The organism is Kitasatospora sp. GAS204B (assembly GCF_029892155.1).
In the GTDB taxonomy this organism is placed as follows: domain Bacteria; phylum Actinomycetota; class Actinomycetes; order Streptomycetales; family Streptomycetaceae; genus Kitasatospora.
The window spans coordinates 84,589-110,554 of the sequence record NZ_JARZAG010000011.1 but is presented as its reverse complement, the minus strand read 5'-3'; the positions used below and the strand labels follow the sequence as shown (position 1 = coordinate 110,554).

Here is a 25,966-nt window from a genome sequence, read left to right as displayed (position 1 = left end):
GATACCGTGACGACCCCGTTCCATGACGACGCCTCCCTCACTCCGCCTCCCGGCTGCCCGGCCCACGGGCTCGGCGCCCACGGCCTCCGGCGGCTCTACGGGCCTGAGGCCGAAGCCGACCCGGCGGGCCTGTACGAGAAACTGCGCGCCGAGCACGGCGAGGTGGCGCCCGTGCTGCTGCACGGCGACCTCCCGGCCTGGCTGATCCTCGGCCACTCCGCGAACCTCACCGCCATGCGTACGCCCTCCCGGTTCTCCCGGGACTCCCGCCGCTGGACGGCGTTCCAGCAGGGCCTGGTCACCCCGGACTCGCCGCTGATGCCGGTGATCGCCTGGCAGCCGCTGTGCGTGTTCGCGGACGGCGAGGAGCAGAAGCGCCTGCGCGGAGCGGTCACCGAGAGCCTGGACCGCTTCGACCGGCGCGGGATCCGCCGCTACGTCACCCGCTTCACCGACCAGCTGATCCAGGACTTCGGACCCAGCGGCCAGGCCGAGCTGGTGGCCCAGTTCGCCGAGCACCTGCCGATGCTCGTGATGACCCAGGTGGTCGGGATGCCCGAGGAGTACGGGCCCCGACTGGTCGACGCCGCCCGGGACTTGATGAAGGGCACCGAGACGGCCGTCGCGAGCAACGACTACGTCGTGGCGACGCTGCGCCGGATGATGGAGCGCAAGCGCGTGGCGCCGGGCGCAGATCTCGTGTCCTGGCTGATGCAGCACAACGCCGGGCTCACCGACGACGAGGTGCTGGAGCACCTGCGGGTGGTGCTGCTCGCCGCGAACGAGACGACCGTCAACCTGATCGCGGACACCCTGAAGCTCGTCCTCACCGACCGGCGGTTCCGCGCCCACCTGTCCGGCGGCCACATGACCCTGCCCGACGCCCTGGACCAGGTGCTCTGGGACTCCCCGCCGATGTCGCTGGTCGCGGGCCGCTGGGCCACCGGCGACACCGAACTCGGCGGACAGCAGATCAAGGCGGGCGACATGCTCCTGCTCGGCCTCGCGGCCGGCAACGTCGACCCGGCCGTCCGTCCCGACCTGTCGGAGCCGCTCTACGGCAACCGCTCCCACCTGGCGTTCGGCAGCGGCCCGCACGAGTGCCCCGGCCAGGACATCGGCCGGGCCATCGTGGAGACCGGCATCGACATCCTGCTGACCCGCCTGCCGGACCTCCAACTCGCTATTCCCGAGGCCGAGTTGACCTGGACCTCGGCCTGGATCTCGCGGCACCTGGTCGAGCTGCCGGTGCGCTTCACGCCGCGGCGGAAGTCCGAGGAGGAGGCGCCGGTCGCCGAAGGTACCGCGCCCACCACACCGCCGGCGACGCCGCCCGCGATGCCCGCCACCCCGCAGCCCGATCCGACGGTGCCGACCGCGCCCGCTGCCGGCCCGGCCGCCACCGCCACCATCCCCCGGCAGCGACGCAGTTGGTGGGACGTCCTGATCGGGAGGTTCCGGCGCTGACAGGCCCTAGTCCCCCACCCGCTCCACGATCAGCTCGCACAACTCATGCGTGCGCAGCGCGTCCTGGGCGTCCAGCCGGCGCCCGGCGCGGACCGCGTCCAGGAAGGTGTGCACGATCTGCTCGATGCCGCGCTGGCGGGCCACCGGGACCCAGTCGCCGCGGCGGCGCACGGTGGGCTGGCCACGGTGGTCGATCACCTCGGCCAGGTTGACCACCGTGCGCTTGGCGTCGGCGCCCGCCACCTCCAGCACCTCCTCGGACGAGCCGCTCACCCGGTTCATCACGCCCAGCGCGGTGAAGCCGTCGCCCGCGAGGGTCAGCACCAGGTGCTCGAGCAGGCCGTCCCGGCTGCGTGAACGGACGTCGACGTGCTCGATCTCGCCGGGGACCAGGAAGCGCAGGGTGTCCACCACGTGGATGAAGTCGTCGAGCACCAGGGTGCGGGCCGCCTCGGGCAGCCCCTCGCGGTTCTTCTGCAGGATGATCAGATCGCGCGGGCGCTCCTTGGCCTGCACATAGGCGGGCGCGTAGCGGCGGTTGAAGCCGACCAGCAGCGAGCGGCCCAGCCGGTCGGCGAGTTCGGTGAGGCGGCGGGCCCCGTCCAGCCGGTAGTCGAGCGGCTTGTCCACGTAGACGTCGATGCCCGCCGTCAGCAGCCGCTCGGCGATCGCGACGTGCTGGTCGGTGGCGGCGTGCACGAACGCGGCACGTGGGCCGTCGGCGATCAGCGCGTCCAGGTCGGTGTAGCGGGCCGGGATCCGGTAGGCGTCGCCGATCCGGTCGAGCTTGGCCCGGTCCCGGGTCATCAGCCGCAGGTCCAGGCCGGGTTCGGCGGCGAGCACCGGCAGGTAGGCCTTCTGGGCAATGTCGCCCAGGCCGATCACCGCGACGGGCAGGGTGGTCAACGGTCGCTCCTGTGGGTAGCTGGGGGTTGGTAGCGGTGGCCGAAGGTCAGCCCAGCTCCGCCGCCGCCTTCTCCAAGGCGCCGAGCACGGGGCGGATCAGCGGGTGCCGCTCCGCGCCGCCGCGCACGGCGGCGAAGACCTTGCGGGTGGCCAGGTCGCTGTCCACCGCGCGGACCGCGACCCGCGAAAGGTCGACGCCGAGCAGCGCCGAGCGCGGGACCAGCGCCACACCGGCCCCGGCCGAGGCGAGCGCGACCACCGCGCTGAAGTTGTCGGAGGAGTGCACCAGGCGCGGCGTGAACCCGGCGTGCTCGCAGGCGAGCAGCACCACGTCGTGGCAGGGGTTGCCGGGGTAGGGGCCGATCCACGGCTCGGCGGCCAGGTCGGCCATCGCCACCGGGCCGGGCCGCCCGGCCAGCCGGTGGTCCAGTGGCAGCACCGCCTCGAAGGGCTCGGCGTAGAGCGGGAATCGGGCCAGCCGCTGGGCGTCGGCCCGCGGTGCGCCGCGGTACTCGACCGCGACCGCGAGGTCGGCCTGCCCGTCGAGCACCATCGGCAGGCTGGCGTCGCCCTCAGCGTCCAGCACCTTGAGCCGCACGCCCGGCGCGCTCTCGGCGAGCGAGCCGATCGCCGGGGCCAGCACCAGCGCGATGCCGGTGGCGAAGGAGGCCACGGTGACCTGGCCGTGCGCGCCGGTCGCGTACGCCGCGAGGTCCGCCTCGGCGCGTTCGAGCTGGGCCAGCACGGCATCGGCGTGGCCGAGCAGGATCTCGCCGGCCGCGGTCAGGCGCACCCCGCGCCCGTCCCTGGCGAGCAGCGCGTGACCGGTCTCCTGTTCGAGGGCGGCCAGCTGCTGGGAGACCGCCGAGGGGGTCAGGTAGAGCGCGGCGGCCGCGGCGGTCACCGTTCGGTGGTCCGCCACGGCACGCAGGGTCCGCAGGCGTCTGGCGTCGATCACGCCTCAATTCTGCCAGCGTTGATCAGCGATTCCTCCCGCCTGCCGGGCGGGGCCCGATGAACAACGCGCCCGGTCAGCTCTCCAGGGCCGCCCGGGCGTCGATGAACGCCGCGACGGCGCGCTCGACGTCCTCGGTGGAGTGGGCCGCCGAGAGCTGCACCCGGATCCGGGCCTGGCCGTGCGGGACGACCGGGAAGGAGAACCCGATCACGTACACCCCGCGCTCCAGCAGCAGCTCGGCGAGCTTGCCGGCCTTGGCAGCGTCGCCGATCATCACCGGGGCGATCGCGTGGTCGCCGGGCAGGATCTCGAAGCCCGCCTCGGTCATCTTCGAGCGGAACAGCGCGGTGTTGGCGCGCAGCCGCTCGCGCAGCTCGTGCGAGGTCTCCAGCAGGTCGAGCACGGTCAGCGAGGCGGCCGCGATCACCGGGGCGAGCGAGTTGGAGAACAGGTACGGACGCGAGCGCTGGCGCAGCAGCGCGACGATCTCGCGGCGGGCCGCGACGTAGCCACCGGAGGCGCCGCCGAGCGCCTTGCCCAGGGTGCCGGTGATGATGTCGACCCGGTCCATCACGCCGTGCAGCTCGGGGGTGCCGCGGCCGCCGGGGCCGACGAAGCCGACCGCGTGCGAGTCGTCGACCATCACCATCGCGTCGTAGCGGTCGGCCAGGTCGCAGATCTCGCGCAGCGGGGCGACGTAGCCGTCCATCGAGAAGACGCCATCGGTGACGATCAGGCGGCGACGGGCGTCCTGGGTCTCCTTCAGGCACTGCTCCAGCTCGGCCAGGTCGCGGTTGGCGTACCGCTTGCGGGTGGCCTTGCAGAGCCGGATGCCGTCGATGATGCTCGCGTGGTTGAGCGCGTCGGAGATGACGGCGTCGCGCTCGTCCAGCAGGGTCTCGAAGACGCCGCCGTTGGCGTCGAAGCAGGAGGAGTAGAGGATCGTGTCCTCCTGGCCGAGGAAGCTCGACAGCCGCGCCTCCAGCTCCTTGTGCACGTCCTGGGTGCCGCAGATGAAGCGGACCGAGGCCATGCCGTAGCCCCAGCGGTCCAGCGCGTCCTTGGCGGCGGCGACCACGGCGGGGTGGTCGGCCAGGCCCAGGTAGTTGTTGGCGCAGAAGTTCAGCACCTCGCCGGCCCGGCCGCCGCCGGTGACCGTGACGGCGGCGCTCTGCGGGCTGCCGATCACCCGCTCCGGCTTGAACAGGCCGGCGTCGCGGATCTCGTCCAGGGTGGCGGCGACGTCTTCGCGTACGGAGTCGAACACAGGGGCTCCTAGAGAGAGGTCCAGTCGAGAATGATCTTGCCGCAGCGGCCGCTCGCCGCTTCGTCGAACGCGGCCTCGAAGTCCTGCGCGGCGTACCGCCCGGTGATCACCGGGATCAGGTCGAGCCCGCCCTCCAGCAGCACCGACATCGCGTACCAGGTCTCGAACATCTCGCGGCCGTAGATGCCCTTGATGGTGATCATCGAGGTGACCACCTTCGCCCAGTCGATCGAGAAGTCCTCGGCGGGCAGGCCGAGCATGGCGATCTTGCCACCGTGCGTCAGGTTGTCGATCATCGAGCGCAGCGCCTCGGGGCGGCCCGACATCTCCAGTCCGACGTCGAAGCCCTCGCGCAGGCCGAGCTTCTGCTGGCCCTCCTCGATGGTGTGCTGCGAGACGTCCAGGGCCAGCGAGACGCCGATCTTACGGGCCAGGTCCAGGCGGTACGGGCTGACGTCAGTGATCATCACGTGCCGGGCGCCGGCGTGCTTGGCGACGGCCGCCGCCATGATGCCGATCGGGCCCGCGCCGGTGACCAGCACGTCCTCGCCGACCAGCGGGAAGGAGAGCGCGGTGTGCACGGCGTTGCCGAACGGGTCGAAGATCGCCGCCACGTCGAGGTCGACCGGCACCCGGTGCACCCAGACGTTGGAGGCGGGCAGCGCGACGTACTCGGCGAACGCGCCGTCCCGGTTGACGCCCAGGCCGATCGTGTTGCGGCACAGGTGGCGGCGCCCGGCCAGGCAGTTGCGGCACTTGCCGCAGACCAGGTGGCCCTCGCCGCTGACCAGGTCGCCCACGTTGATGTCGGCGACCGCCGGACCGAGCGCGACGACCTCGCCGACGAACTCGTGGCCGATGGTCATCGGGGTGCGGATGGTCTGCTGCGCCCAGCCGTCCCACTTGCGGATGTGCAGGTCGGTGCCGCAGATGCCGGTGCGCAGCACCTTGATCAGCACGTCGGCGGGGCCGATCTCCGGCTCCGGGACATCGGTCAGCCACAGTCCGGGCTCGGCCTGCTTCTTGACGAGTGCCTTCACGACTGCGGCTCCTGACGGTGTAACGAGAGGGGGGCCCGGCAACGGCGCCATTCCGCGCCGGGCACGAGCAATGTGCCTGGTGGGAGGGGGCGTGGTCCATCGAGGAATTCTTAACGGCGGCGACAGCTGGGCTTCACGATCGTGCCCGAGCTGCGCCGGGGCCGCCCGGCACCATGCCGGTCCTCACCCGTTAGGGGGAGCTGCCGACCGGCGGAGATCGTTAGGCTTCCTCGTATGACGAGCATTCAGCAGTGCACGCTGGCCGACCTTCTGGACGATGCGGCGCGGGGTGTCTTCCCGCCCTCGGACGGCGGGTTGACCGTGGTGCCGCAGCCGGCTGCGCGCACCGCCGGGGTGCTCTCGTTCAGCGCGCACGCGGTGGTCTTCACCGACGAGGAGCCGGGGTGGGTGCGCGCGGAGCTGGCGAAGGTGACCACCGACCCCCTGGCGGCCCCGCTCAGCCCCGCCTTCCTGACCGCCTTCGCGACCCGCACCGGGCGGGTGATCGGCAACGTCGACCTGGTCACGGTGGCCGATCGCCTGCAGGGCGAGCCGCCGCTGCCGCTGGTGGAGATCGAGGACCGCGAGCACCCCCGGGTGGTGCGGGCGCTGCGCTTCCGCGACGGCGTGCGGGTCTGGACGGTGCCCGGCGGGGTGCTGGTGCTCGGGCGCGGGGTGGCCGGGCGCTGGGAGGCGGCGATCGAGGTGGACGCCGCCGCACGCGGGCGCGGCCTGGGGCGGGCGCTGGGGGTCAGCGCCCGCCACCTGGTGCCCGCGGGCGACGTGGTCTGGGCCCAGCAGGCGCCGGGCAACGCGACCAGCGTGCGGGCCTTCCAGGCGGCGGGCTACCGGCCGGTGGGCGCCGAACTGCTGCTCAGCCTCGGCTGAGCAGCGGCCGGGCAGCGGCTCGGCGGGTCGGTCTCAGTTGAACTTGGCCTTGCCCGGGCCGTCCTCGACGAAGCTGCGCATGCCGATCTCGCGGTCCTCGGTGGCGAACAGGCCGGCGAAGAGCGAGCGTTCCAGGGCCAGGCCGGTGTCGAGGTCGCTCTCCAGGCCGCGGTCCACCGCCTCCTTGGCCGCGCGCAGCGCCCAGGCCGGTCCGGCGGCGAGCTTGCCGGCCCAGTCGAGTGCGGTCTGGTAGACCTCCTCGGCCGGGACCACCTGGTCGGCCAGGCCGATCCGCAGCGCCTCCTCGGCGCGGACCTGACGGCCCGTGAAGATCAGCTCCTTCGCCTTCGACGGGCCGACCAGCCGGGCCAGCCGCTGGGTGCCGCCGGCGCCGGGGATCAGGCCGAGCAGGATCTCCGGCTGGCCGAGCTTGGCGTTCTCGGCCACGATCCGGATGTCGGCGCAGAGCGCCAACTCGCAGCCGCCGCCCAGCGCGTAGCCGGTCACGGCGGCCACCACCGGCTTGGGGATCCGCGCCACGGCGGTGAACGCCTCCTGCAGCGCGCCACCGCGGGCCACCATGTCGGTGTACGACATGCGCTGCATCTCCTTGATGTCCGCGCCGGCCGCGAAGACCTTCTCGCCGCCCCAGATCACCACCGCACGCACGTCGCCGCGCTCGGTGGCCTCCTGGGCGACCTCGCGCAACTGGTCCTGCATGGCGATGTCCAGCGCGTTCATCGGCGGGCGGGCCAGCCGGATGGTGCCGACGGCGTCCGCGACGTCCAGGGTGACGAACCGGGTCATGGGAGGTCCTCCAGGTCCAGGGGTGTTAACGCCAGGGTGGTTAACGACCGTAAACCCTGACACTAGCTGGCCCCGTACCGCTATGGTTCAGGGTGTGTTCCTCCTCTTGGCATAGACCCCGCCCGCGACCGCATCGGTGACGTCCTCCCGGTGCGGTCCTTCGGCGTCCCCTTGGCCTCGCAACTGTCCTGAGGAACTCTCATGTCTTCGTCCGTGTCCACATCCACGTCTACATCCACGCCTTCGCCCACGCCTTCGCCCACGTCTTCGTCCCGCTACCGGGCGCTGCTGCGCGTGCCCGGCGTCGCGTCCGTGTTCGCCGCCGCCCTGGTCGGGCGGCTCTCCTACGGCACCGTCTCGCTCGCGCTGGTGCTCACCGTCCAGCACCGCACCGGCTCCTACGCCGCGGTGGGCGAGGTGCTCGCCCTGTTCGGCCTGACCTGCGCCGCGCTGGCGCCGGTGCGCGCCGGGCTGATCGACCGGCACGGCGCGCGGCGGGTGCTGCCGGTGCTGGCTCTGCTCTACGGCGCGACCCTGCTCGCGCTCGCGGTGGTGCCCGGCCGGCCCGCGCTGCTCACGCTGGCGACCGCGGCCGGCGCCCTCGCTCCCCCGCTCGGGCCGGTGCTGCGCGCCCGTTGGAGCGAACTGCTGGACGGCCAGGGGCTGTTGGAGCGCGCCTACAGCCTGGACGTGGTGGCGGAGGAACTGCTCTACGTCGGCGGCCCGTTGCTGGTGGGGCTGCTCGGCGGCCCTGCGGGGCTGCTGCTCAGCGCGGCGCTGGTGGTCACCGGAACGCTGTGCCTGGCGAAGCTCGCGCCGGCACCCGTACCTGCGGGAGCCCGACCGGCGGGCGGGATGGGGCGGGTACGCGGGATCGGGCGGCCGGTCGCCGTGGCCGCCGCGCTCGGCGCCGCACTGGGTGGCCTCAGCCTGCTGCTGGTGGTCGCGGTCGGTGCGCGGGGGCAGGCCGGCGTCCTCGCCTGGCTGGAGGCGGCCCTGGCCACGGGCAGCGCGATCGGCGGCCTGGCCCACGGGGCGGTCCGCTGGCGCCGCCCGGTGGCGGCGCGGCTGGCGGTGATGGCGGCCGGCCTCGCCGGCGTTCTCGCACTGACCGGCTGCGCGCTGTGGGCGGGCGGGCTCGGCGCGCTGGCCGTGGGCGTCGCACTGACCGGACTCTTCGTCAGCCCGACCCTGGCCACGGCCTACGTGCTGGCCGACCAACGGTCGGCACCGGAGCACCGGACCAGGGCGGGGAGCTGGGTGAACACCGCGTTCAACGCCGGCTCCACGCTGGGCCTGGCGGCCACCGGACCACTGGCGGACCGACTGCCGGCCGCCCTCTGCTTCGGCTGCGTGGCCGCACCGCTGGCGGTGGTCGCTCTGTCCTCGGGCGGCCTGCGTCGGTTCGCCGCTGCGGTCGTGGTCAAGGTGCGGGCTGCCAGGTCGATCTGATCAACCGTCAGACGTGCCGCACGCCGGCCGCGCTTGCCCCAGACGGCCTGCGCCAGCGCGCCGGTGCGGCCGCGATCAGGTGCGGACCACCGGGCCCGCACGCCGGCCGACCCGGGGACGGTCAGGTCCGCACGCCGGCCCACCCGGGGACGGCCAGGCCCGCACGCCGGCCCACCCGGGGACCACCAGGTCCGCACGCCGTCCCGCCCGGGGGCGGCCAGGTCCGCACGCCGTCCCGCCCGGGGACCACCGGGCCCGCACGCCGTCCCGCCCGGGGACGGTCAGGACCGCACGCCAGCCCGCCCGGGGACCACCAGGTCCGCGCGCCGTCCCGCCCGGGGACCACCAAGTCCGCCCGCCCGCCCGGGGACGGCCAGGTCCGCACGCCGGCCCCGGGCGGCCCGTGCAAGTTCACCGCCGCCGTCGCGGCCAACGACCGGTCTGCCGGCTCCGCGCGCCGCCCCCGGGCGGCCCCGCGTCAGTTCGCCGCCGCCGTCGCGACCAAAGTGCGGACTGCCAGGTCGATCTGAGCATCCGTCAGGTCCGCCCGGGCGGTCAGCCGCAGGCGCGAGAACCCGTCCGGCACGGACGGCGGGCGGAAGCAGCCCACCGCGAGGCCCGCGGTGCGGCAGGCGGTGGCCCAGGCGAGGGCCTGCTCGGGGCCCGGGGCGCGGACCGAGACCACGGCGGCGTCCGGGGTGCTGGCCAGCAGGCCGGCGGCGGTGAGGCGGGCGGCCAGGGTGTGGGCGACCTCGCGGGCGCGCTCGGCGCGGTGCGGCTCGGCGCGCAGCAGGCGCAGCGCGCCGAGCGCCGCACCGACGGCGGCCGGGGCCAGCCCGGTGTCGAAGATGAAGGTGCGGGCCGTCTCGATCAGGTGCCTGATCACCCGGCGCGGCCCGAGCACCACGCCGCCCTGCGAGCCCAGCGACTTGGAGAGCGTCGCGGTGGCGACCACGTCCGGCTCCCCCGCGAGCCCGGCGGCCGCCAGCGCGCCGCGACCGCCCGGGCCGAGCACGCCGAGCCCGTGCGCGTCGTCCACCAGCAGCGCCGCGCCGTACGCGCGGGCGGCGGCGGCCAGCGCGGGCAGCGGGGCCGCGTTGCCGTCCACCGAGAAGACGCTGTCGCTGACCACCAGAGCGCGCGGCTGGACCCGGTCGTCGAGCACCGCGGCGACCGCGGCCGGGTCGGCGTGCGGGGCCCGGTGCACGGCGGCCCGGGAGAGCCGGCAACCGTCGATCAGCGAGGCGTGGTTGTAGGCGTCGGAGACGATCAGCGTGTCCGGGTCGGTCAGCGCCGTGAGTGCGGCCAGGTTGGCGGCGTAGCCGGAGGAGAAGACCAGCGCGGCCTCCACGCCGTAGAAGTCGGCCAGCTCGACTTCCAGCTCGGTGTGCAGCTCGGTGGTGCCGGTGACCAGCCGGGACCCGGTGGATCCGCCACCCCAACGCAGCGCCGCCTCGGCGGCGGCCCGGGTCACCTCGGGGTGATGGGTGAGGCCCAGGTAGTCGTTGCTCGCCAGATCGAGCACCGGGTCCTGGTCGGGGCGGCTGCGCAGGGTGCGGGTGAGCCCGGCGCGGGCGCGCAGCTCGGCGGCCTCGTCGAGCCAGTCGAAGACGGCGGCGGGCGCGGCCGGGCGGGTGGCCGCGACGGGTTGCTGGATCATGGGCGGCAGCCTGGCACGGGCTGCCCGGACCGGGCAACGTGCCCCCGCGCACACCGGGGACCTCGCAGGTGAACGGTAGGGTGGGCCGGTGACCCTCCTTGACCTGATGCCCAAGCCCGCCGACGCCGACGCGCTGTACACCACCTTCGCCGCGTGGGCCGAGGAGCGGGGCATCACGCTCTACCCCGCCCAGGAGGAGGCGCTGATCGAGCTGTTCACCGGCGCCAACGTGATCCTGGCGACCCCCACCGGATCGGGCAAGTCGCTGGTGGCGGCGGGTGCGCACTTCGCGGCGCTGGCCGAGGGCAAGCGGACCTTCTACACCGCTCCGATCAAGGCGCTGGTCTCGGAGAAGTTCTTCGACCTGTGCAAGATCTTCGGCACCGAGCAGGTCGGCATGATGACCGGCGACGCGAGCGTCAACCCGACCGCGCCGATCATCTGCTGCACCGCCGAGGTGCTGGCGAACATCGCGCTGCGGGACGGCGCCAGGGCCGACATCGGCCAGGTGGTGATGGACGAGTTCCACTTCTACGCCGAGCCGGACCGCGGCTGGGCCTGGCAGATCCCGATCCTGGAGCTGCCGCAGGCGCAGTTCCTGCTGATGTCGGCCACCCTGGGCGACGTCCGCCGCTTCGAGGCGGACCTGACCCGGCGCACCGGCAAGCCGACCACGGTGGTGCGCTCCACCACCCGTCCGGTGCCGCTCTTCTACGAGTACAAGCGCACCACCCTGCACGACACCCTGGAAGAGCTGCTGACGACCGGTCAGGCCCCGGTCTACGTCGTGCACTTCACCCAGAAGGAGGCGGTGGAGCGAGCCCAGTCGCTGATGAGCATCAACATGTGCTCGAAGGCGGAGAAGGACGCCATCGCCGCGCTGATCGGCAACTTCCGCTTCACCACCAAGTTCGGCCGCAACCTCTCCCGGTTCGTCCGGCACGGGATCGGCGTGCACCACGCGGGCATGCTGCCCAAGTACCGCCGGCTGGTCGAGCGGCTGGCGCAGGCCGGTCTGCTGAAGGTGATCTGCGGTACCGACACGCTGGGCGTCGGCGTCAACGTGCCGATCCGCACGGTGCTGTTCACCGCGCTCTCCAAGTACGACGGGGTCAAGGTCCGGGTGCTGCGGGCCCGGGAGTTCCACCAGATCGCCGGGCGCGCGGGCCGGGCCGGCTTCGACACGGTGGGCCAGGTGATCGCCCAGGCGCCCGACCACGTGGTGGAGAACGACAAGGCGCTGGCCAAGGCGGGCGACGACCCGAAGAAGAAGCGCAAGGTGGTGCGCAAGAAGGCGCCGGAAGGTTTCGTCGGCTGGACCGAGGAGACCTTCGAGCGGCTGATCGCGGCCGAACCGGAGCCGCTGGTCTCCCGGTTCAAGGTCAGCCACGCGATGCTGCTCGCGGTGATCGGCCGCCCGGGCAACGCCTTCGAGGCGATGCGGCACCTGCTCACCGACAACCACGAGGAGCGCGGTGCCCAGCGCCGGCACATCCGCTCGGCGATCGCCATCTACCGCTCGCTGCTGGCCGGCGGCGTGGTGGAGCGGCTGGCGGAGCCGGACGCCGAGGGCCGGATCGTGCGGCTGACCGTGGACCTCCAGGAGAACTTCGCGCTCAACCAGCCACTCTCCACCTTCGCCCTGGCCGCCTTCGAGCTGCTCGACCCGGAGTCGCCGAGCTACGCCATGGACATGGTCTCGGTGGTCGAGGCGACCCTGGACGACCCGCGCCAGATCCTGGCCGCGCAGCAGAACAAGGCGCGCGGCGAGGCGATCGGCGAGATGAAGCGGGACGGGATCGAGTACGAGGAGCGGATGGAGCGCCTGCAGGAGGTGACCTATCCGAAGCCGCTGGAAGAGCTGCTGAACCACGCCTACGAGGTCTACCGCCAGGCCCACCCGTGGATCGGCGACTACCAGTTGGCGCCCAAGTCCGTGGTGCGCGACCTGTTCGAGCGTGCGATGACCTTCGTGGACTACGTCGGCCACTACGATCTGGCCCGCACCGAGGGCATCGTGCTGCGCTACCTGGCCGGCGCCTACAAGGCCTTGGAGCAGACCGTCCCCGAGGACAGCAAGACCGAGTCGCTCAAGGACGTGATCGCCTGGCTGGGCGAGCTGGTCCGCCAGGTCGACTCCAGCCTGCTGGACGAGTGGGAGCAGCTCGCCAACCCGACCGAAGAGGCCGAGGAGGAACGCGAGCTGGAGGGCAAGCCGCTGCCGGTCACGGCCAACGAGCGGGCCTTCCGGGTCCTGGTGCGCAACGAGATGTTCCGCCGGGTGGAGCTGTCCGCACTCGAACACTACGACGCGCTGGGCGAGTTGGACGGCGAGTACGGCTGGGACGCGGACCGCTGGGCGGACGCGCTGGACGCCTACTACGAGGAGCACGACGACCTGGGCACCGGTCCGGACGCGCGCGGTCCCAAGATGCTGCTGATCGAGGAGGACGAGGCGGACGGCATCTGGCGGGTGCGGCAGATCTTCGACGACCCGGCGGACGACCACGACTGGGGCATCAGCGCCGAGGTCGACCTGCACGGCTCGGACGCCGAGGGCCGGGCCGTGCTGCGGGTCACGGCGGTGGACCGGCTGGGCTGAGCCGAGCTGACGGTGCGTCAGCTCCCGACACCCTTCCTGACCGGTCGACCTCAGGACCAGACAAAAGCGATCCCGACCGTGTAGGAGGCAGCGCGGGTCGCCGCGTCCAGGTCCTGCAAGTCCTGCGGGGTGGTCGGGCTGTGCCCGTCGGCGAAACGGGAACTGGTCACGGTGACGTAGTGCCGAACCGCCTCGACCCGCGGCGGCGGCTCGGCCTTCGCGCCGGCAGCGCCCGGCGAGGTGGAGGGCGAGGACGAGGGCGAGGCGGCGGTGGACGAGTTGGCGGTGGACGACGGTGCGCCGGCGCCCGCCAGGCTGCCGTCCGTCTGCACGAACCGAACCAGGTCGTGCTGGCCCCGCATCGAGTTCGCCACGGCGCCGGCGATCCCGTCGGCGCCGAACCTCAGCACCGTCACGCTGGTCTCCACCTTGCCGTCCTGACGGGTGAAGTCGAGCGCGAGGTAGCCCTGGCAGACCGCGCCGTGCAGCAGGGCCTGTCCGGTGTTCTGCAGCGTCTCGGCGCAGTCCCCGCCCTGCCGGGCGCCGGCGTACCAGCCCTTGTAGGTGTCCAGGTCGATCAGCTTGGTCGGCGGGAAGAGCCGCTTGACGTCGAAGGCGGAGGGGTTGTCCGAGGAGGTCGGCGGCGGAGTGCCGACCACCGACGGGTACTTCGTGCCCTGGCTGGTCGGACCGAGGCCCGGCAGCCAGTCGCCGGGATGCGGACGGGAGACCAGCCAGCCGCCGGCACCGAGCACCACCACCGCCACGGAGCCGACCAGCACCCGGCGAGCGCCGAACCGCGAACCCGGCCGGCCCGGTCCGGGTATCCCGTCGGGCTCCTCGGGCTCCTCGGACTCCTCGGGCGCTTCAGCGTCGGCGGAATCGGTGGGTATCGAGTGGTGGTCCCCCGTGGCGGTCATAGCTCCAGATTCTAAGCAGCGCGGCGACCCCTCCGAACAGCCGGGATACGTCGAACGGTCTGTCAGAGAAGCGCCGTGGGCGGTGAACCGGCCGACGGAGCGATCGCACCCGAACCGCCGCCGCGGGCGGATCGCCACGGGGAACGCGTCGCAGGCGAACGACCCCGCCGGACGGCACTGTGACAACTCGCACACCCGCGCGGAGATCTTCTGGTCGATTCGGTATGGCGCGGTTCAAGGTCATCCAGGCAGGATCAGCTTCATGGATCTGCTCGACACCCTCATCGTCAAAGGCGTGAACCGCATCCTCCCCACCCGGGAGGAGGCCCTCGCCGTGCTGGCCACCAGCGACGACGACCTGCTCGACGTGGTGGCGGCCGCCGGACGGGTGCGCCGGCAGTGGTTCGGCCGCCGGGTCAAGCTCAACTACCTGGTCAACCTGAAGAGCGGCCTGTGCCCCGAGGACTGCTCCTACTGCTCGCAGCGGCTCGGTGCCGACACCGGCATCCTCAAGTACACCTGGCTGAAGCCGGACCAGGCCGCCGAGGCGGCCACCGCCGGCGTCAACGGCGGCGCCAAGCGGGTCTGCCTGGTGGCCAGCGGGCGCGGTCCGACGGACCGTGACATCGACCGGGTCACCAGCACCGTGGCGGCGATCAAGGAGCACGAGCCGGCCGTCGAGATCTGCGCCTGCCTGGGCCTGCTCTCCGACAACCAGGCCGAGCGGCTGCGCGCGGCGGGCGTCGACGCCTACAACCACAACCTCAACACCTCCGAGAACACCTACGGCGACATCACCACCACCCACACGTACGCGGACCGGGTGGACACCGTGCAGAAGGCGCACGGCGCGGGCCTGTCGGCCTGCTCCGGGCTGATCGCGGGCATGGGTGAGAGCGACGAGGACCTGGTGGACGTGGTCTACGCGCTGCGTGAGCTGGGCTCGGACTCGGTGCCGGTGAACTTCCTGATCCCGTTCGAGGGCACCCCGCTGGCCAAGGAGTGGAACCTCACGCCGCAGCGCTGCCTGCGGATCCTGGCGATGGTCCGGTTCGTGAACCCGGACGTCGAGGTGCGGATCGCCGGCGGGCGCGAGGTGCACCTGCGCAGCCTGCAGCCGCTGGGTCTGCACATCGCCAACTCGATCTTCCTGGGCGACTACCTGACCAGCGAGGGGCAGGCCGGCCAGGCCGACCTGGACATGATCAAGGACGCGGGCTTCGAGGTGGAGGGCCAGGGCGAGCCGACGCTGCCCCGGCACCGGGCCGACGTGGCACAGCAGGCGGCGCCGACCGGCGGTTGTGGCAGCCACGGCGGCGGCGCGGCGGCGGGTTGCGGCAGCCACGCGGCGGGCGGCGGCTGCGGGCCGTGCGGCGGGCACCAGGCCCCGGCTGCCGAGGCCGCCGAGGTCGGTGCCGCTGCCGGTGCCGAGGAGGCGCCTGCCGCCGAGAACGAGCTGCGCTCGGACCTGGTGCGGGTGCGCCTGCGCGGCGCCGGCACCGAGCTCGCCCCGAACGCCTGAGGCTTGTGATGACGGACACTCCGACCCTGCTCGCACTCGACCGGGCGCACGTGTGGCACCCGTACGGGCCGATGCCCGGCACCGCACAGCCCTACCTGGTCGAGTCGGCCGCCGGGGTGCGCCTGCGGCTGGCCGAACCCGCGGGCGGGCACCGCGAGCTGATCGACGGCATGTCCTCCTGGTGGGCGGCCGTGCACGGCTACAACCACCCGGTGCTCAACGAGGCGATCCAGCAGCAGCTGGGGCGGATGAGCCATGTGATGTTCGGCGGGCTCACCCATGAGCCCGCCGTCCGGCTGGCCGCCACCCTGGTGGACATCACCCCCGAGCCGCTGCGGCACGTCTTCCTCAGCGACTCCGGGTCGGTCGCGGTCGAGGTCGCGATGAAGATGTGCCTGCAGTACTGGCAGTCGATCGGGCGGCCGGCCAAGCAGCGCCTGCTCACCTGGCGCGGCGGCTACCACGGTGACACCTTCCACCCGATGTCGGTCTGCGACCCCGAGGGCGGGATGCACCAGCTGTGGGGCGGGGTGCTGCCCCGGCAACTCTTCGCCGGCGAGCCGCCGGCCGGGTTCGACGAGCAGGTGGATCCCCAGTACGCGGCGGAGCTCGCCGAGCTGATCGAGCGTCATGCCGACGAGCTGGCCGCCGTGATCGTGGAGCCGGTGGTGCAGGGCGCGGGCGGCATGCGCTTCCACTCCCCCGGCTACCTGCGGCTGCTGCGCGAACTCTGCGACCGGCACGGGGTGCTGCTCGTCTTCGACGAGATCGCCACCGGCTTCGGGCGCAGCGGCGCGCTCTTCGCCGCCGACCACGCGGGCGTCTCCCCCGATGTGATGTGCCTGGGCAAGGCGCTGACCGGCGGCTACCTGAGCATGGCCGCCACCTTGTGCACCAGCGAGGTGGCCGATGGGATCAGCCGGGGCGAGGTCCCGGTGCTGGCGCACGGGCCGACCTTCATGGGCAACCCGCTGGCCTCGGCCGTCGCCAACGCCTCGATCGAGCTGCTGCTCGGCCAGGACTGGCAGGGCGAGGTCAAGCGGATCGAGACCGGGCTGCTGGACAGCCTGACCGGCGCCGCCGAGCTCCCGGGTGTCGCGGACGTGCGGGTGCTGGGCGCGATCGGGGTGGTGCAGCTGGACCACCCGGTGAACATGGCGGCCGCCACCGAGGCCGCGGCCCGCGAGGGCGTGTGGCTGCGGCCGTTCCGGGATCTGATCTACACCATGCCGCCGTACGTCACCGGCGGGGAGGACCTCGCCCGGATCGGCGCGGCGGTGCGGGCGGCGGCCCTCGCGGGGTGAACGCCCTGCCGGATGAACGCGCTGCCGGATGAACACCGTGCGGGATGAACACCGTGCGGGATGGACGAGTTGAGCGGAGTAGTGGGATGAGTCGGGTGCTGTTCGTCACGGGCACCAACACCGAGGTCGGCAAGACCGCGGTGACGGCGGCGGTGGCCGCACTCGCGCTGCGCGCCGGGCTGCGCACGGCGGTCCTGAAGCCCGGCCAGACGGGCGTGGCGCCGGGCGAGCCGGGGGACGCGGCGGAGGTGGCCCGGCTGGTCGGCGCGGGCGCCCGGCTGACCACCCGGGAGCTGGTCCGCTACCCGGAGCCGCTCTCCCCGGAGCGGGCCGCGCTGCGGGCCGGGATGCCGTTCGTGACGGTCCCTCAGTTCGCGCTGGCAGTCGAGGAGTTGCGGGAGTCCCACGACCTGGTGCTGGTCGAGGGCGCGGGCGGGTTGCTGGTCCGCTACGACGCCGACGGGCTGACCCTGGCCGACCTGGCGCAGGCCGTCGACGGCGCCGAACTGCTGTTGGTCGCCCACCCCGGGCTCGGCACGCTCAGCATCACCACGCTCACCGCCGAGGCGCTGCTGGCCCGCAAGCTGCCCTGCGCGGGCGTGGTGATCGGCAGTTGGCCGAGCGAGCCGGACCTGGCCACCCGCTGCAACCTGGCCGACCTGCCGGTGGCCGCCAGCGCCCCGCTGCTGGGCGCACTGCCGGCGGGCGCGCCGGACGCTGCGGACTTCACCGCCCTGGCCGCCGCCTCGCTGGCCCCGGAACTCGGCGGGAACTGGGACGCGGCCACGTTCACCGACGCGTTCGCGGTGCCGTTCGCGGGGTAGTCGCCCACCGTCACCGGCCGTCGCCTACTCCCCCAGCGGCTTGACCCAGCGGCGCCACTGCTCCTCGCGGTGGTAGCCGGCGGCGCGCCAGGCATGCTGGCCCAGTTCGTTGTCGACCAGCACCATCGCGTCGGCGCGACGACCACCGAGCGCGGCGAAGCGCCGCTCGGCGGCGGCCAGCAGCGCGGCGCCGATGCCCTGGCGGCGCTGGTCCGGGTCGACGGCGAGGCGGTAGAGGCTGGCGCGCCAGCCGTCCCACCCCGCGATCACGGTGCCGGCCAGCGCGCCGTCCCGCTCGGCGACGATCAGCGCCTCGGGGTCGCGCTCGATCAGCCGGGCCACGCCGGCCGGGTCGTCGGTGATGCTGGTGCCCTCGGCCGCACGGGCCCAGAAGGCGAGCAGGTCGGGAATCTCGGTGGCGCCGGCGGGGCGGATGATCAGATCGGTCATCCACTCGTCCTACCAGTCGCCGACGGTCGGCTTCAGCGCATTTCAGCTGCCGGACAGCCGCCACACCGTGGTGCGCTTGACCGCGCGGTCCTCCAGGTCGGCCAGCACCGGCACGTCGTACTCGGCGAGCGCCGTGAACCGCTCGCGCGGCAGATAGGCCCGCCCCGGGTCGCCGACCAGCACCAGCGCGCCACGGGCGTGCGCGCGCTCCAGGAACGGCAGGAAGCGGGCGGCCATCGCGCGTTCGTAGAAGACGTCGCCGGCCAGCACCACCTCGGCCGGCCCGCCGTCGCCGTCCAGCAGGTCCGCGCACTCGGCCGTGATCCGCACCTCGTTGGCCGCCGCGTTGACCGCGATCGCCGCCACCGCGTAGACGTCGATCTCGGCGGCCCGCACCGAGCCCGCACCGCGCAGCGCCGCCGCCACCCCGACCAGTCCCGAGCCCGCCGCCAGGTCCAGCACGGCCCGCCCGGCGACCAGTTCGGGATGGTCCAGGACATACCGGGCGACCCCGAGGCCGCCCGCCCAGGCGAAGGCCCAGAACGGCGGCGGCAGACCGATCTCACCGCGCTCCGCCTCGGTCCGCTCCCACAGCTCGATCGCCTCGTCCGCCAGGTGCAGGCTGATCTCCGGGACGAACGGCACCGGCGCCAGCCGGGTCTGCGCCCGCACGAACGCCGCGCGGGCTTCAGTCCCCCCGCGCGCCGGTTGCCCGCGCTCCAGTTGCCCGCTCTCCAGTTGGCTGTGGGGTGTGACGAGATCGGACATGGTGCACTCCTGTGCTCGCGCCGGAGTGCAGACCCTAGTGCACTGCGGCCGCCCACCCTGACCGCTCGTCAACCGGACGCATCCCGGAGCAGGCCCGTTCCGCCCGTTCCGCCACGCTGCCGAGCGGTAGGTCAACTTTCGATCTCGAACCGGTCATGAGCTGCGCATTTGCTCGCGAGCGCGATGCCTCGCGGGTACGATCCGGCTGACGCCCTCCGGCGTGCGGCACACTGCGGTGGCGCCGCCGGACGGCCCGTGCGCTGGGGCGACCGGACGTCTTCGCGCACTCGTCACCGCGCGCCAGTGCAGTCGCGCGAACGCGGAAAGGCAGCGTCTTGGCGGATCGGCTCACCGGAGGGGACTCCTCCCTGCTGCGTCGGATCAACGCCGCGGTCACCCTGCGCTCGCTGCGCGACGGCCAGGCCGTCACCCTGACCCAACTGGTCGGCGAGACCGGGCTGTCCCGGCCCACCGTCGAAGGCGTGATCGAGGGCCTGGTCGAATCCGGGCTGGTCGCCGAGGTGGAGCAGGCCCAGGACAACGGACGTCAGCGCGGCCGGCCCGCCCGCTGGTTCCGGTTCCGTGCCGAGGCCGGGCACACGCTGGGCATCGAGATCGGGGTGCACGCGATCCGGGTGGTGCTCGCCGACCTGACCGGACGCCAGCTGGAGAGCCACGCCCGGCCGGTCGACGAGACGCTGGACGCCGAGGAGCGGCTGGGCGCCGTCCGCACCGCCGTCGCCGAGGTGCTGCGCAAGGCCGGCGTCTCCCGGGACAGCCTGTGGGCGGTGGGCGTCGGCAGCCCCGGCATCGTGGACCGGGACGGCTCGGTGCGCCTGGGCACCGCGATGCCCGGCTGGACCGGCCTGGACCTGGGCGCCCGGCTGCGCCGCTCGTTCCGCTGTCCCGTGCTGATCGAGAACGACGCCAACCTGGCCGCCATCGCCGAGCACTGGCAGGGTGTGGCGGTCGGCATGGGCGACGTGGTCTTCGTGCTGGCCGGCCTGAGCCCCGGGGCCGGCTCGCTGATCAACGGCCGGCTGCACCGCGGCTTCGGCGGCGCGGCCGGTGAGATCGGCGCGCTGCACCTGCTCGGCCAGGAGGCGACCCCCGAACGCCTGCTCTCCACCACCGGCAAGCCGCTGGACCCGCTGGACGAGGCGGCCGTCGCCCGGGTGCTCACCCTGGCCCGGGAGGGCGACGAGGTGGCCCGGGTCGCGATGGACCGCTTCCTGCGTCGCCTGGTCCACGACGTGGCGGCGCTGGTGCTGGCGATCGACCCGCAGCTGGTGGTGATCGGCGGCTGGGCGGCCGGGCTGGACGACGTCCTGGAACCGCTGCGCGAGCAACTCGCGCTCTACTGCCTGCGCGCGCCCGAGGTGGCGCTCTCCACGCTGGGCGAGGACGTGGTGGCGCTGGGGGCGCTGCGGGTGGCGCTGGACCAGGTCGAAGAGCAGTTGTTCGCGGTGGACCAGCCGGGCGGCCGGGGGTAGCGGGCCAGGCATCGAGCCAGCGAGACCCAGCACCGAGGCCCGGCGCCGCTGCTGCGGTGCCGGGCCTCGGTGATGTCTGTGGTGCGCGCGGCGACGCTACGACGCCGTACGGACCGGCGCCGCCGGCAGGACCTCCACCAGGCCGGTCTCACCGAAGGTCAGCCGGCAGGTGTCGGCCCGGTAGGTGGAGACCGCGAGCGCCGCCAGCCGGCCGCCCGAGGCGTACTGGGTGGTGACCACCAGCACCGGAGTACCCGGCGGGCGCAGCAGCAGCGCGGCCTCCTCGGCCTCGGCCACGCCGAGCTCGACGGCCCGCGACTCGCCGTCCATGGTCAGCCGCTCCAGCCGGCGCAGCACCGCCCGGCCCTGATCCTCGGCCGAGGCCGCCGCGCCGGACAGCCGGATCTCGGGGACCTGCTCCAGCGCGCTGTCCGGCACGTGCAGCCGCTCGGTGGCGACCGTCTGCCCCTGCTCGACCCGCACCCGGCGCACCGTGTGCACCAGCGCGCCGGCCGGGATGCCGAGCGCCTGGGCGAGCTTGTCGGCAGCCGGCGCGCTCGCGCAGTCGACGGCCTGCCAGGCCTCGCCCTCCTCGCGCCGGCTGACCGGCACGCCGACCCGCGGCGCGGCGACCAGGGTGCCGATGCCACGGCGGCGGACCAGCCGCCCCTCCAGCTCCAGCTGGTCCAGGGCCTGGCGCAGCGTGGCCCGGGCGACCCCGAATCGAGCGGACAGCTCACGCTCGTTGGGGATCACCGCACCGGTGGCGAACTCCGAGTCGATGGCGCGCAGCAGCACCGTGCGCAGGTGCCAGTACTTCGGCTCCGGTACCGCCGCGAGCTGAGCTGTCCCCACCGTGTCCTCCACCCTGTCCGACCGTCGACCGCTGTGGACGGGACTGCCGGCATCCTGAAGGACCGGGGTGGACCCCGGCCGGGGCCTGGCTGGCGTGCCAGGTGAGGGCGCGGGCTTTATCCGTCCTTCTTTATTAAAGGTCTTTGCAGTAAGTGACCCTAGGCGGTTCGCCGGAAGATGGTCAAGACCAATGACACGCCTTGCCAGTGAACGGACCTTGCCGGCGAACAGGCCCTGGCAGCGAACAGGACCTTGACGGCGAGCGGGCCTTGACCGGGCCCCGCCGCCCGAGCCGGGTAGGCTGCCGGGGTGACCGTCGTAACCACTGCCAACGTCAACGGGATTCGAGCCGCCGCGAAGAAGGGCTTCATCGAGTGGCTCGCGGCCACCGAGGCGGATGTCGTCTGCCTCCAGGAGGTCCGCGCCGAGAGCGGCCAACTCCCGCCCGAGCTGCGCGAGTTGCCCGGCTGGCACGCCTTCTGGGCACCCGCTGCCGCCAAGGGCAGGGCCGGCGTCGCCATCCTGTCGCGCGCCGAGCCGCAGCGGTCCCAGATCGGCTTCGGGTCCGCCGAATTCGACAATTCGGGCAGATACCTCGAAATCGACCTCCCCGGCCTGACCGTCGCCAGCCTCTACCTCCCCTCCGGCGAGGTCGGCACCGAGCGCCAGGACGAGAAGGAACGCTTCATGGCGGAGTTCCTCACCCACCTCACCGCCCTGCGCACCCGCGCCGCCGCCGAGGGCCGCGAGGTCGTGGTCTGCGGCGACTGGAACATCGCCCACCAGGAAGCCGACCTCAAGAACTGGAAGGCCAACCAGAAGGCCGCCGGCTTCCTCCCCGAGGAACGCGCCTGGCTCACCCAGGTCCTGGACGAGGCCGGCTACGTCGACGTGGTCCGCCGCCAGCACCCGGACCAGGCCGGCCCGTACACGTGGTGGTCCTACCGGGGGCGCGCGTTCGACAACGACTCCGGCTGGCGGATCGATTATCTGATGGCCAGTCAGAACCTTGCGGACACCTGCGTCTCCGCCCGCGTCGAGCGCGCCGCCACCCATGCTGAGCGGTGGTCCGACCACGCGCCGGTGACCGCCGAGTTCGACCTCGGTCAACTCCCCCAGCGCTGACGGAAGATCGGGCGACCGGTTTCAGCCACCTCGGTCGTCGCACTGCTTGCCCTCGGCGACCGGGCAGGGCCGAGCCCAGCTCGACACTAGAGGTTGTCCGGTGGGGGGAGCGATCCGTGTGTGAGGAGGTTCGTGTACACGGATTCCAGTGCGGTGCTCAGCGGGTCCAGCAGTTCGCGGGGGATTCCACCGAAGAACAGCCGCTTGATCAGTTCGACATGACCGGGAGCGGCTCGCTCCAGGGTGAGGCGGCCCTCGGCGGTCAGGCGGACTTCGGTGGCTCGCCGGTCGGAGTCGGCGGTCGCGAGTTCGACCAGTCCTCGGCTCGCCATCCGCTTCGCGTGGTGGGACAGCCGGCTTCTCTCCCAGCCGATCTGGGCGGCGAGGACGGTGACGGTCAGGCTCGCGGATTCGCTTGCGCCGAGCGCGGTGAGCACGTCCCAGTCGGCGAGGGACATGCGGCTGTCGGCCTGTAGCTGTCGGTTCATCTCATAGACCAGCCGTAGCTGGACCTTGATGTAGGCCAGCCATGCCCGTTGTTGCTCCTCGTCGAGCCATCCTGTGACGGGCTCGGGTACGGGCCGCTTGCGGGGCATCACGTGCAGGCCTTCCTCGGTCCAGCCGTCATCGGCTCGTCTGCTCATTCTCACACCCTCGGCGTGGCGCCGGGAATACTGCGATCCGTCTCGGGCTTATGCTTGACATGTCACGTAATCCCCGAGGGAGGACGACGATGAACCAGCTTGAAGGCAAGACGGCCCTCGTGACCGGCGGCACGTCCGGGATCGGGCTCGCGACGGCCCAGCGCTTCGCCGAGGAGGGCGCCCACGTGTTCGTCACCGGCCGCCGCCAAGCCGAGCTCGACCAGGCGGTCACTTCGATCGGTCACGGCGCGGTCGGCGTCCGCGGCGACGTGTCCGACCTGACCGATCTCGATGCGGTCTACGCGAAGATCGCTCAACGCGGTCGCGGCTTGGACGTCCTGTTCGCCAACGCCGGTGGTGGGTCGTTCGCGACGCTCGAAGAGTTGGACGCCGCGCACTTCGACCAGACCTTCGCCGTCAACGTCCGGGGCACGGTGTTCACCGTGCAGAAGGCTCTGCCACTGCTGAACAAGGGCGCCTCGGTCATCCTGTCCGGCTCGACCGCCGCCACCAGCGGCACCCCCGCCTTCGGCGTCTACGCCGCGACCAAGGCCGCCATCCGATCGTTCGGACGGACATGGGCGGTGGAGCTGGCCGGCCGGAGCGTACGGGTCAACGTGATCGTGCCCGGCCCGACCGAGACCGCCGGCTTGCGCGGCCTGGCCGGCGACGCGGCCCAGGCCGACGGACTCATCGCCCAGCTGGGCAGCGGAGTGCCGTTGGGGCGAGTCGCCCGCCCCGACGAGATCGCCAACGCCGTGCTGTTTCTCGCCTCCGGCCAGAGCAGCTTCGTCACTGGCAGCGAACTCTTCGCCGACGGCGGCGAAGAACAGCAGTAGTCGCACACGCGGGCACCCGCGCGCTCCGCACCACTCCTACGCAGTTCTGACACCACCTTCCAGAAGGAGGAGCTCATGTCACAGGCAGTCCTGCTCACCGATTTCGGGCCCCCCGAAGTACTCAAGCTCGGCGACATCAAGGTCGGCGACCCCGGCCCGACCCAAATCCGCCTGGCCGTGCGCTTCGCCGGTGTCGGGCCCACGGATCTGGCCATCAGGTCCGGGCACCTGCGCAACGTCTTCCCCGCATCGCCTGGCGCGGTGCTCGGCTTCGAGGCCGCAGGGGTGGTCGATGCCGTCGGAAGCGCGGTCACCGATGTCTCGACCGGTGACGAGGTCGCGGTCTTCCTGCCCGGGCTCGGTGGCTACGCCGAACTCGTACTGGCCGACTACTGGGTGCGCAAGCCGCCATCGGTCGACTGGGACGCCGCGGCGGCATTGCCGGCTTCTGGTGAAGCCGCGGTGCGCGTGCTCAATCTGCTGCGAGTAGCACCGGGAGAGACCCTGCTGATGCTCGGTGGCACCGGTTCGGTCGGCACCATCGCCACCCAGCTCGCCGTCGCGCGCGGCGTGCGGGTCGTCGCCGCGGTCCGACGCGATGACTTCGGCGTCGCCGAGAACCTCGGTGCGATCCCAGTCGAGTACGGCGAGCACATGGCCGACGCAGTGCGCTCGGCCGTCGGACAGGTGGACGCGGTGATGGACGCGGCGCGCGCCAGTGACCTGGAAACAGCGGCTGGACTTGCCAGCGCTCCCCGACGCGTCATCACGCTCACCAATCCGAGTGCCGAGCAGCTCGGCGCCACTCTCTCCGGACCGATCCCGGCTGAGATCCCGGCGGCGCTGACGGAAGCGATGGAGCAACTGGCCGACGGCAATCTGATCCTGCGCGACCGAACCGTCAGACCGCTCGCGGACGCCGCGGACGTTCACGCGCAACTGCAGGCCGGGACCCTGCGCAGGAAGGCCGTGCTCGCGGTCTCGTGACCGCCGGCCCGCTCGTCGCTGCCATCGCCACACGGTTGGCGATCAGCCCCCACTGCGCCCGCGCCGAGGTCGACGCGGGCGCCAGCCTCAAAGCCGTCCGTGAGCCGACTTCATCGCCGCACCGCTCGCGTGCGGACAATGGAGACAGGAGAGAACACCCCATGGCACACACACTGCTCACCACGCCGTTCGGAGCAGAGTCGACCGCGCTGGAAGTCGTCAACGGCGTCGACCTGACGGGCAAGCGCGCCATCGTCACCGGCGGCTCATCCGGGCTGGGCCTCGAAACGGCACGTGCACTGGCCTCAGTCGGCGCGGAAGTCACCCTCGCGGTACGCAACACCGAAGCCGGCGAGAAAGCCAGGAGCGACATCGCGGCGACCACGGGCAACCAGAACCTCCACGTCGCACGGCTCGACCTCGCCGACCAGGAGTCCGTCCGGCAGTTCGTGGCCGCATGGCAGGGGCCACTGCACATCCTGGTCAACAACGCCGGCGTCATGGCCATGCCGCTGAACCGCACGGCGGAGGGCTGGGAGATGCAGTTCGCCACGAACCACCTCGGACACTTCGCACTTGCCGTAGGACTGCACGACGCCCTCGCCAACGCACATGGGGCGCGCATCGTGGCCGTCAGTTCCGTCGGGCACATCGGCGGCAACGTCGACTTCGACGACATCATGTTCGACCACCGTCCCTACAACGAGTGGGTCGCCTACGGCCAGTCGAAGACAGCCAACGTCCTCTTCGCCGTCGAGGCGACGAAGCGGTGGGCCGGCGACGGCATCTTCGCCAACGCACTCAACCCCGGCCGTATCCCTTCCACAGGCCTCATGCGGCACATCCCGCAGGTCGACGCCTCCACCGACAGCACCGGCGTCTCCTGGAAGAACGAGGAGCAAGGTGCGGCCACCTCGGCCCTACTGGCGGCCTCTCCCCTCCTCGACGGCATCGGCGGCCGCTACTTCGAGGACTGCAACGAGGCCGGCCCCAACAAGCCCGGTGTTCGCCGCGGAGTGGCCGCGTACGCGCTCGGCGAGGACAACGCCGCACGCCTGTGGCAGGTCTCGCTCGACCTCATCCGCCCCTGGTCCTCCGGCTCTTCGCACTCCGCAACCCTGACGCGTTCGCAGGACCAACAGCACTGATCCCGGGTGGTTCTGCCAGCCGGGCCACAACTCACCCTGC

General features: G+C 72.6%; 23 protein-coding genes. 12 read left to right on the top strand and 11 right to left on the bottom strand.

Going from position 1 to position 25,966, the window contains the following annotated elements; genetic code table 11:
• Positions 1-6: 6 nt before the first annotated feature.
• The gene (locus P3T41_RS17165; RefSeq protein ID WP_280690740.1) at positions 7-1,467 is read left to right on the top strand and encodes a cytochrome P450; all 1,461 of its coding nucleotides are present in this window, start codon (positions 7-9) and stop codon (positions 1,465-1,467) included.
• 6 nt (positions 1,468-1,473) lie between these two features.
• Here P3T41_RS17165 and P3T41_RS17160 read toward each other — a convergent pair whose 3' ends face one another.
• The 4 genes from P3T41_RS17160 to tdh all read right to left on the bottom strand — a co-directional run bounded on the left by P3T41_RS17160 (position 1,474) and on the right by tdh (position 5,638).
• A complete protein-coding gene (locus P3T41_RS17160; RefSeq protein ID WP_280690870.1) occupies positions 1,474-2,364 on the bottom strand; it encodes a Gfo/Idh/MocA family oxidoreductase in 891 nt (296 codons plus the stop codon).
• 55 nt (positions 2,365-2,419) lie between these two features.
• Complete coding sequence (locus P3T41_RS17155; protein WP_280690739.1) at positions 2,420-3,331, bottom strand: LysR family transcriptional regulator; 912 nt, start codon at positions 3,329-3,331, stop codon at positions 2,420-2,422.
• A 73-nt stretch (positions 3,332-3,404) separates the two neighbouring features.
• Complete coding sequence (locus P3T41_RS17150; RefSeq protein ID WP_280690738.1) at positions 3,405-4,598, bottom strand: glycine C-acetyltransferase; 1,194 nt, start codon at positions 4,596-4,598, stop codon at positions 3,405-3,407.
• Positions 4,599-4,606: 8 nt separating this feature from the next.
• Positions 4,607-5,638 carry an L-threonine 3-dehydrogenase gene (gene tdh, locus P3T41_RS17145; protein WP_280690737.1) on the bottom strand — a complete coding sequence of 344 codons (1,032 nt, stop codon included), beginning with the start codon at positions 5,636-5,638 and terminating at the stop codon, positions 4,607-4,609.
• A gap of 234 nt (positions 5,639-5,872) precedes the next feature.
• On the opposite strand from tdh, the gene P3T41_RS17140 reads away from it, so the two are divergent.
• The gene (locus P3T41_RS17140; RefSeq protein ID WP_280690736.1) at positions 5,873-6,526 is read left to right on the top strand and encodes a GNAT family N-acetyltransferase; all 654 of its coding nucleotides are present in this window, start codon (positions 5,873-5,875) and stop codon (positions 6,524-6,526) included.
• Between the two features lie 33 nt (positions 6,527-6,559).
• On the opposite strand, the gene P3T41_RS17135 is transcribed toward P3T41_RS17140, so the two are convergent.
• On the bottom strand, positions 6,560-7,333 hold the full coding sequence (locus P3T41_RS17135; protein WP_280690735.1) for an enoyl-CoA hydratase-related protein: 774 nt from the start codon (positions 7,331-7,333) through the stop codon (positions 6,560-6,562).
• A gap of 294 nt (positions 7,334-7,627) precedes the next feature.
• Here P3T41_RS17135 and P3T41_RS17130 point away from each other — a divergent pair, with 294 nt between their 5' ends.
• On the top strand, positions 7,628-8,785 hold the full coding sequence (locus tag P3T41_RS17130) for an MFS transporter (RefSeq protein WP_280690734.1): 1,158 nt from the start codon (positions 7,628-7,630) through the stop codon (positions 8,783-8,785).
• Between the two features lie 478 nt (positions 8,786-9,263).
• Here P3T41_RS17130 and P3T41_RS17125 read toward each other — a convergent pair whose 3' ends face one another.
• Positions 9,264-10,445: an 8-amino-7-oxononanoate synthase gene (locus P3T41_RS17125; RefSeq protein WP_280690733.1), complete on the bottom strand. Its 1,182-nt coding sequence runs from the start codon at positions 10,443-10,445 to the stop codon at positions 9,264-9,266.
• A 106-nt stretch (positions 10,446-10,551) separates the two neighbouring features.
• On the opposite strand from P3T41_RS17125, the gene P3T41_RS17120 reads away from it, so the two are divergent.
• The gene (locus P3T41_RS17120) at positions 10,552-13,047 is read left to right on the top strand and encodes a DEAD/DEAH box helicase (RefSeq protein WP_280690869.1); all 2,496 of its coding nucleotides are present in this window, start codon (positions 10,552-10,554) and stop codon (positions 13,045-13,047) included.
• A gap of 50 nt (positions 13,048-13,097) precedes the next feature.
• Here P3T41_RS17120 and P3T41_RS17115 read toward each other — a convergent pair whose 3' ends face one another.
• On the bottom strand, positions 13,098-13,967 hold the full coding sequence (locus P3T41_RS17115; protein ID WP_280690732.1) for a hypothetical protein: 870 nt from the start codon (positions 13,965-13,967) through the stop codon (positions 13,098-13,100).
• 262 nt (positions 13,968-14,229) lie between these two features.
• Between P3T41_RS17115 and bioB the strand changes: the two genes are divergently transcribed.
• From bioB to bioD, 3 genes are all read left to right on the top strand, one after another.
• Positions 14,230-15,489, top strand: coding sequence for a biotin synthase BioB (gene bioB / locus P3T41_RS17110; RefSeq protein WP_280690731.1), 1,260 nt, complete (start codon positions 14,230-14,232; stop codon positions 15,487-15,489).
• 8 nt (positions 15,490-15,497) lie between these two features.
• Positions 15,498-16,793: an adenosylmethionine--8-amino-7-oxononanoate transaminase gene (locus P3T41_RS17105; RefSeq protein WP_280690730.1), complete on the top strand. Its 1,296-nt coding sequence runs from the start codon at positions 15,498-15,500 to the stop codon at positions 16,791-16,793.
• A gap of 86 nt (positions 16,794-16,879) precedes the next feature.
• Positions 16,880-17,617 (top strand): dethiobiotin synthase, encoded by a 738-nt coding sequence (bioD, locus tag P3T41_RS17100; RefSeq protein WP_280690729.1) that lies wholly within the window; start codon positions 16,880-16,882, stop codon positions 17,615-17,617.
• A 24-nt stretch (positions 17,618-17,641) separates the two neighbouring features.
• On the opposite strand, the gene P3T41_RS17095 is transcribed toward bioD, so the two are convergent.
• Both P3T41_RS17095 and P3T41_RS17090 read right to left on the bottom strand, forming a co-directional pair.
• A complete protein-coding gene (locus tag P3T41_RS17095; protein ID WP_280690728.1) occupies positions 17,642-18,067 on the bottom strand; it encodes a GNAT family N-acetyltransferase in 426 nt (141 codons plus the stop codon).
• Between the two features lie 42 nt (positions 18,068-18,109).
• Complete coding sequence (locus P3T41_RS17090) at positions 18,110-18,835, bottom strand: 50S ribosomal protein L11 methyltransferase (protein WP_280690727.1); 726 nt, start codon at positions 18,833-18,835, stop codon at positions 18,110-18,112.
• A 335-nt stretch (positions 18,836-19,170) separates the two neighbouring features.
• Between P3T41_RS17090 and P3T41_RS17085 the strand changes: the two genes are divergently transcribed.
• Entirely contained in the window at positions 19,171-20,328 is a 1,158-nt protein-coding gene (locus tag P3T41_RS17085) for an ROK family protein (protein ID WP_280690726.1), read from the top strand.
• Positions 20,329-20,424: 96 nt separating this feature from the next.
• Here the strand turns inward: P3T41_RS17085 and P3T41_RS17080 are convergent, their stop codons facing one another.
• Positions 20,425-21,183: a GntR family transcriptional regulator gene (locus P3T41_RS17080; protein WP_280690725.1), complete on the bottom strand. Its 759-nt coding sequence runs from the start codon at positions 21,181-21,183 to the stop codon at positions 20,425-20,427.
• Between the two features lie 309 nt (positions 21,184-21,492).
• On the opposite strand from P3T41_RS17080, the gene P3T41_RS17075 reads away from it, so the two are divergent.
• Entirely contained in the window at positions 21,493-22,308 is an 816-nt protein-coding gene (locus P3T41_RS17075) for an exodeoxyribonuclease III (RefSeq protein ID WP_280690724.1), read from the top strand.
• Positions 22,309-22,394: 86 nt separating this feature from the next.
• Here the strand turns inward: P3T41_RS17075 and P3T41_RS17070 are convergent, their stop codons facing one another.
• On the bottom strand, positions 22,395-22,952 hold the full coding sequence (locus P3T41_RS17070; protein ID WP_280690723.1) for a MarR family winged helix-turn-helix transcriptional regulator: 558 nt from the start codon (positions 22,950-22,952) through the stop codon (positions 22,395-22,397).
• 89 nt (positions 22,953-23,041) lie between these two features.
• Here P3T41_RS17070 and P3T41_RS17065 point away from each other — a divergent pair, with 89 nt between their 5' ends.
• The 3 genes from P3T41_RS17065 (at position 23,042) to P3T41_RS17055 (ending at position 25,926) form a co-directional block, all read left to right on the top strand.
• Positions 23,042-23,791 (top strand): SDR family oxidoreductase, encoded by a 750-nt coding sequence (locus tag P3T41_RS17065; RefSeq protein WP_280690722.1) that lies wholly within the window; start codon positions 23,042-23,044, stop codon positions 23,789-23,791.
• Positions 23,792-23,866: 75 nt separating this feature from the next.
• A complete protein-coding gene (locus P3T41_RS17060; protein WP_280690721.1) occupies positions 23,867-24,778 on the top strand; it encodes an NADP-dependent oxidoreductase in 912 nt (303 codons plus the stop codon).
• A 161-nt stretch (positions 24,779-24,939) separates the two neighbouring features.
• Positions 24,940-25,926 carry an SDR family NAD(P)-dependent oxidoreductase gene (locus tag P3T41_RS17055; RefSeq protein ID WP_280690720.1) on the top strand — a complete coding sequence of 329 codons (987 nt, stop codon included), beginning with the start codon at positions 24,940-24,942 and terminating at the stop codon, positions 25,924-25,926.
• Positions 25,927-25,966 lie beyond the last annotated feature (40 nt).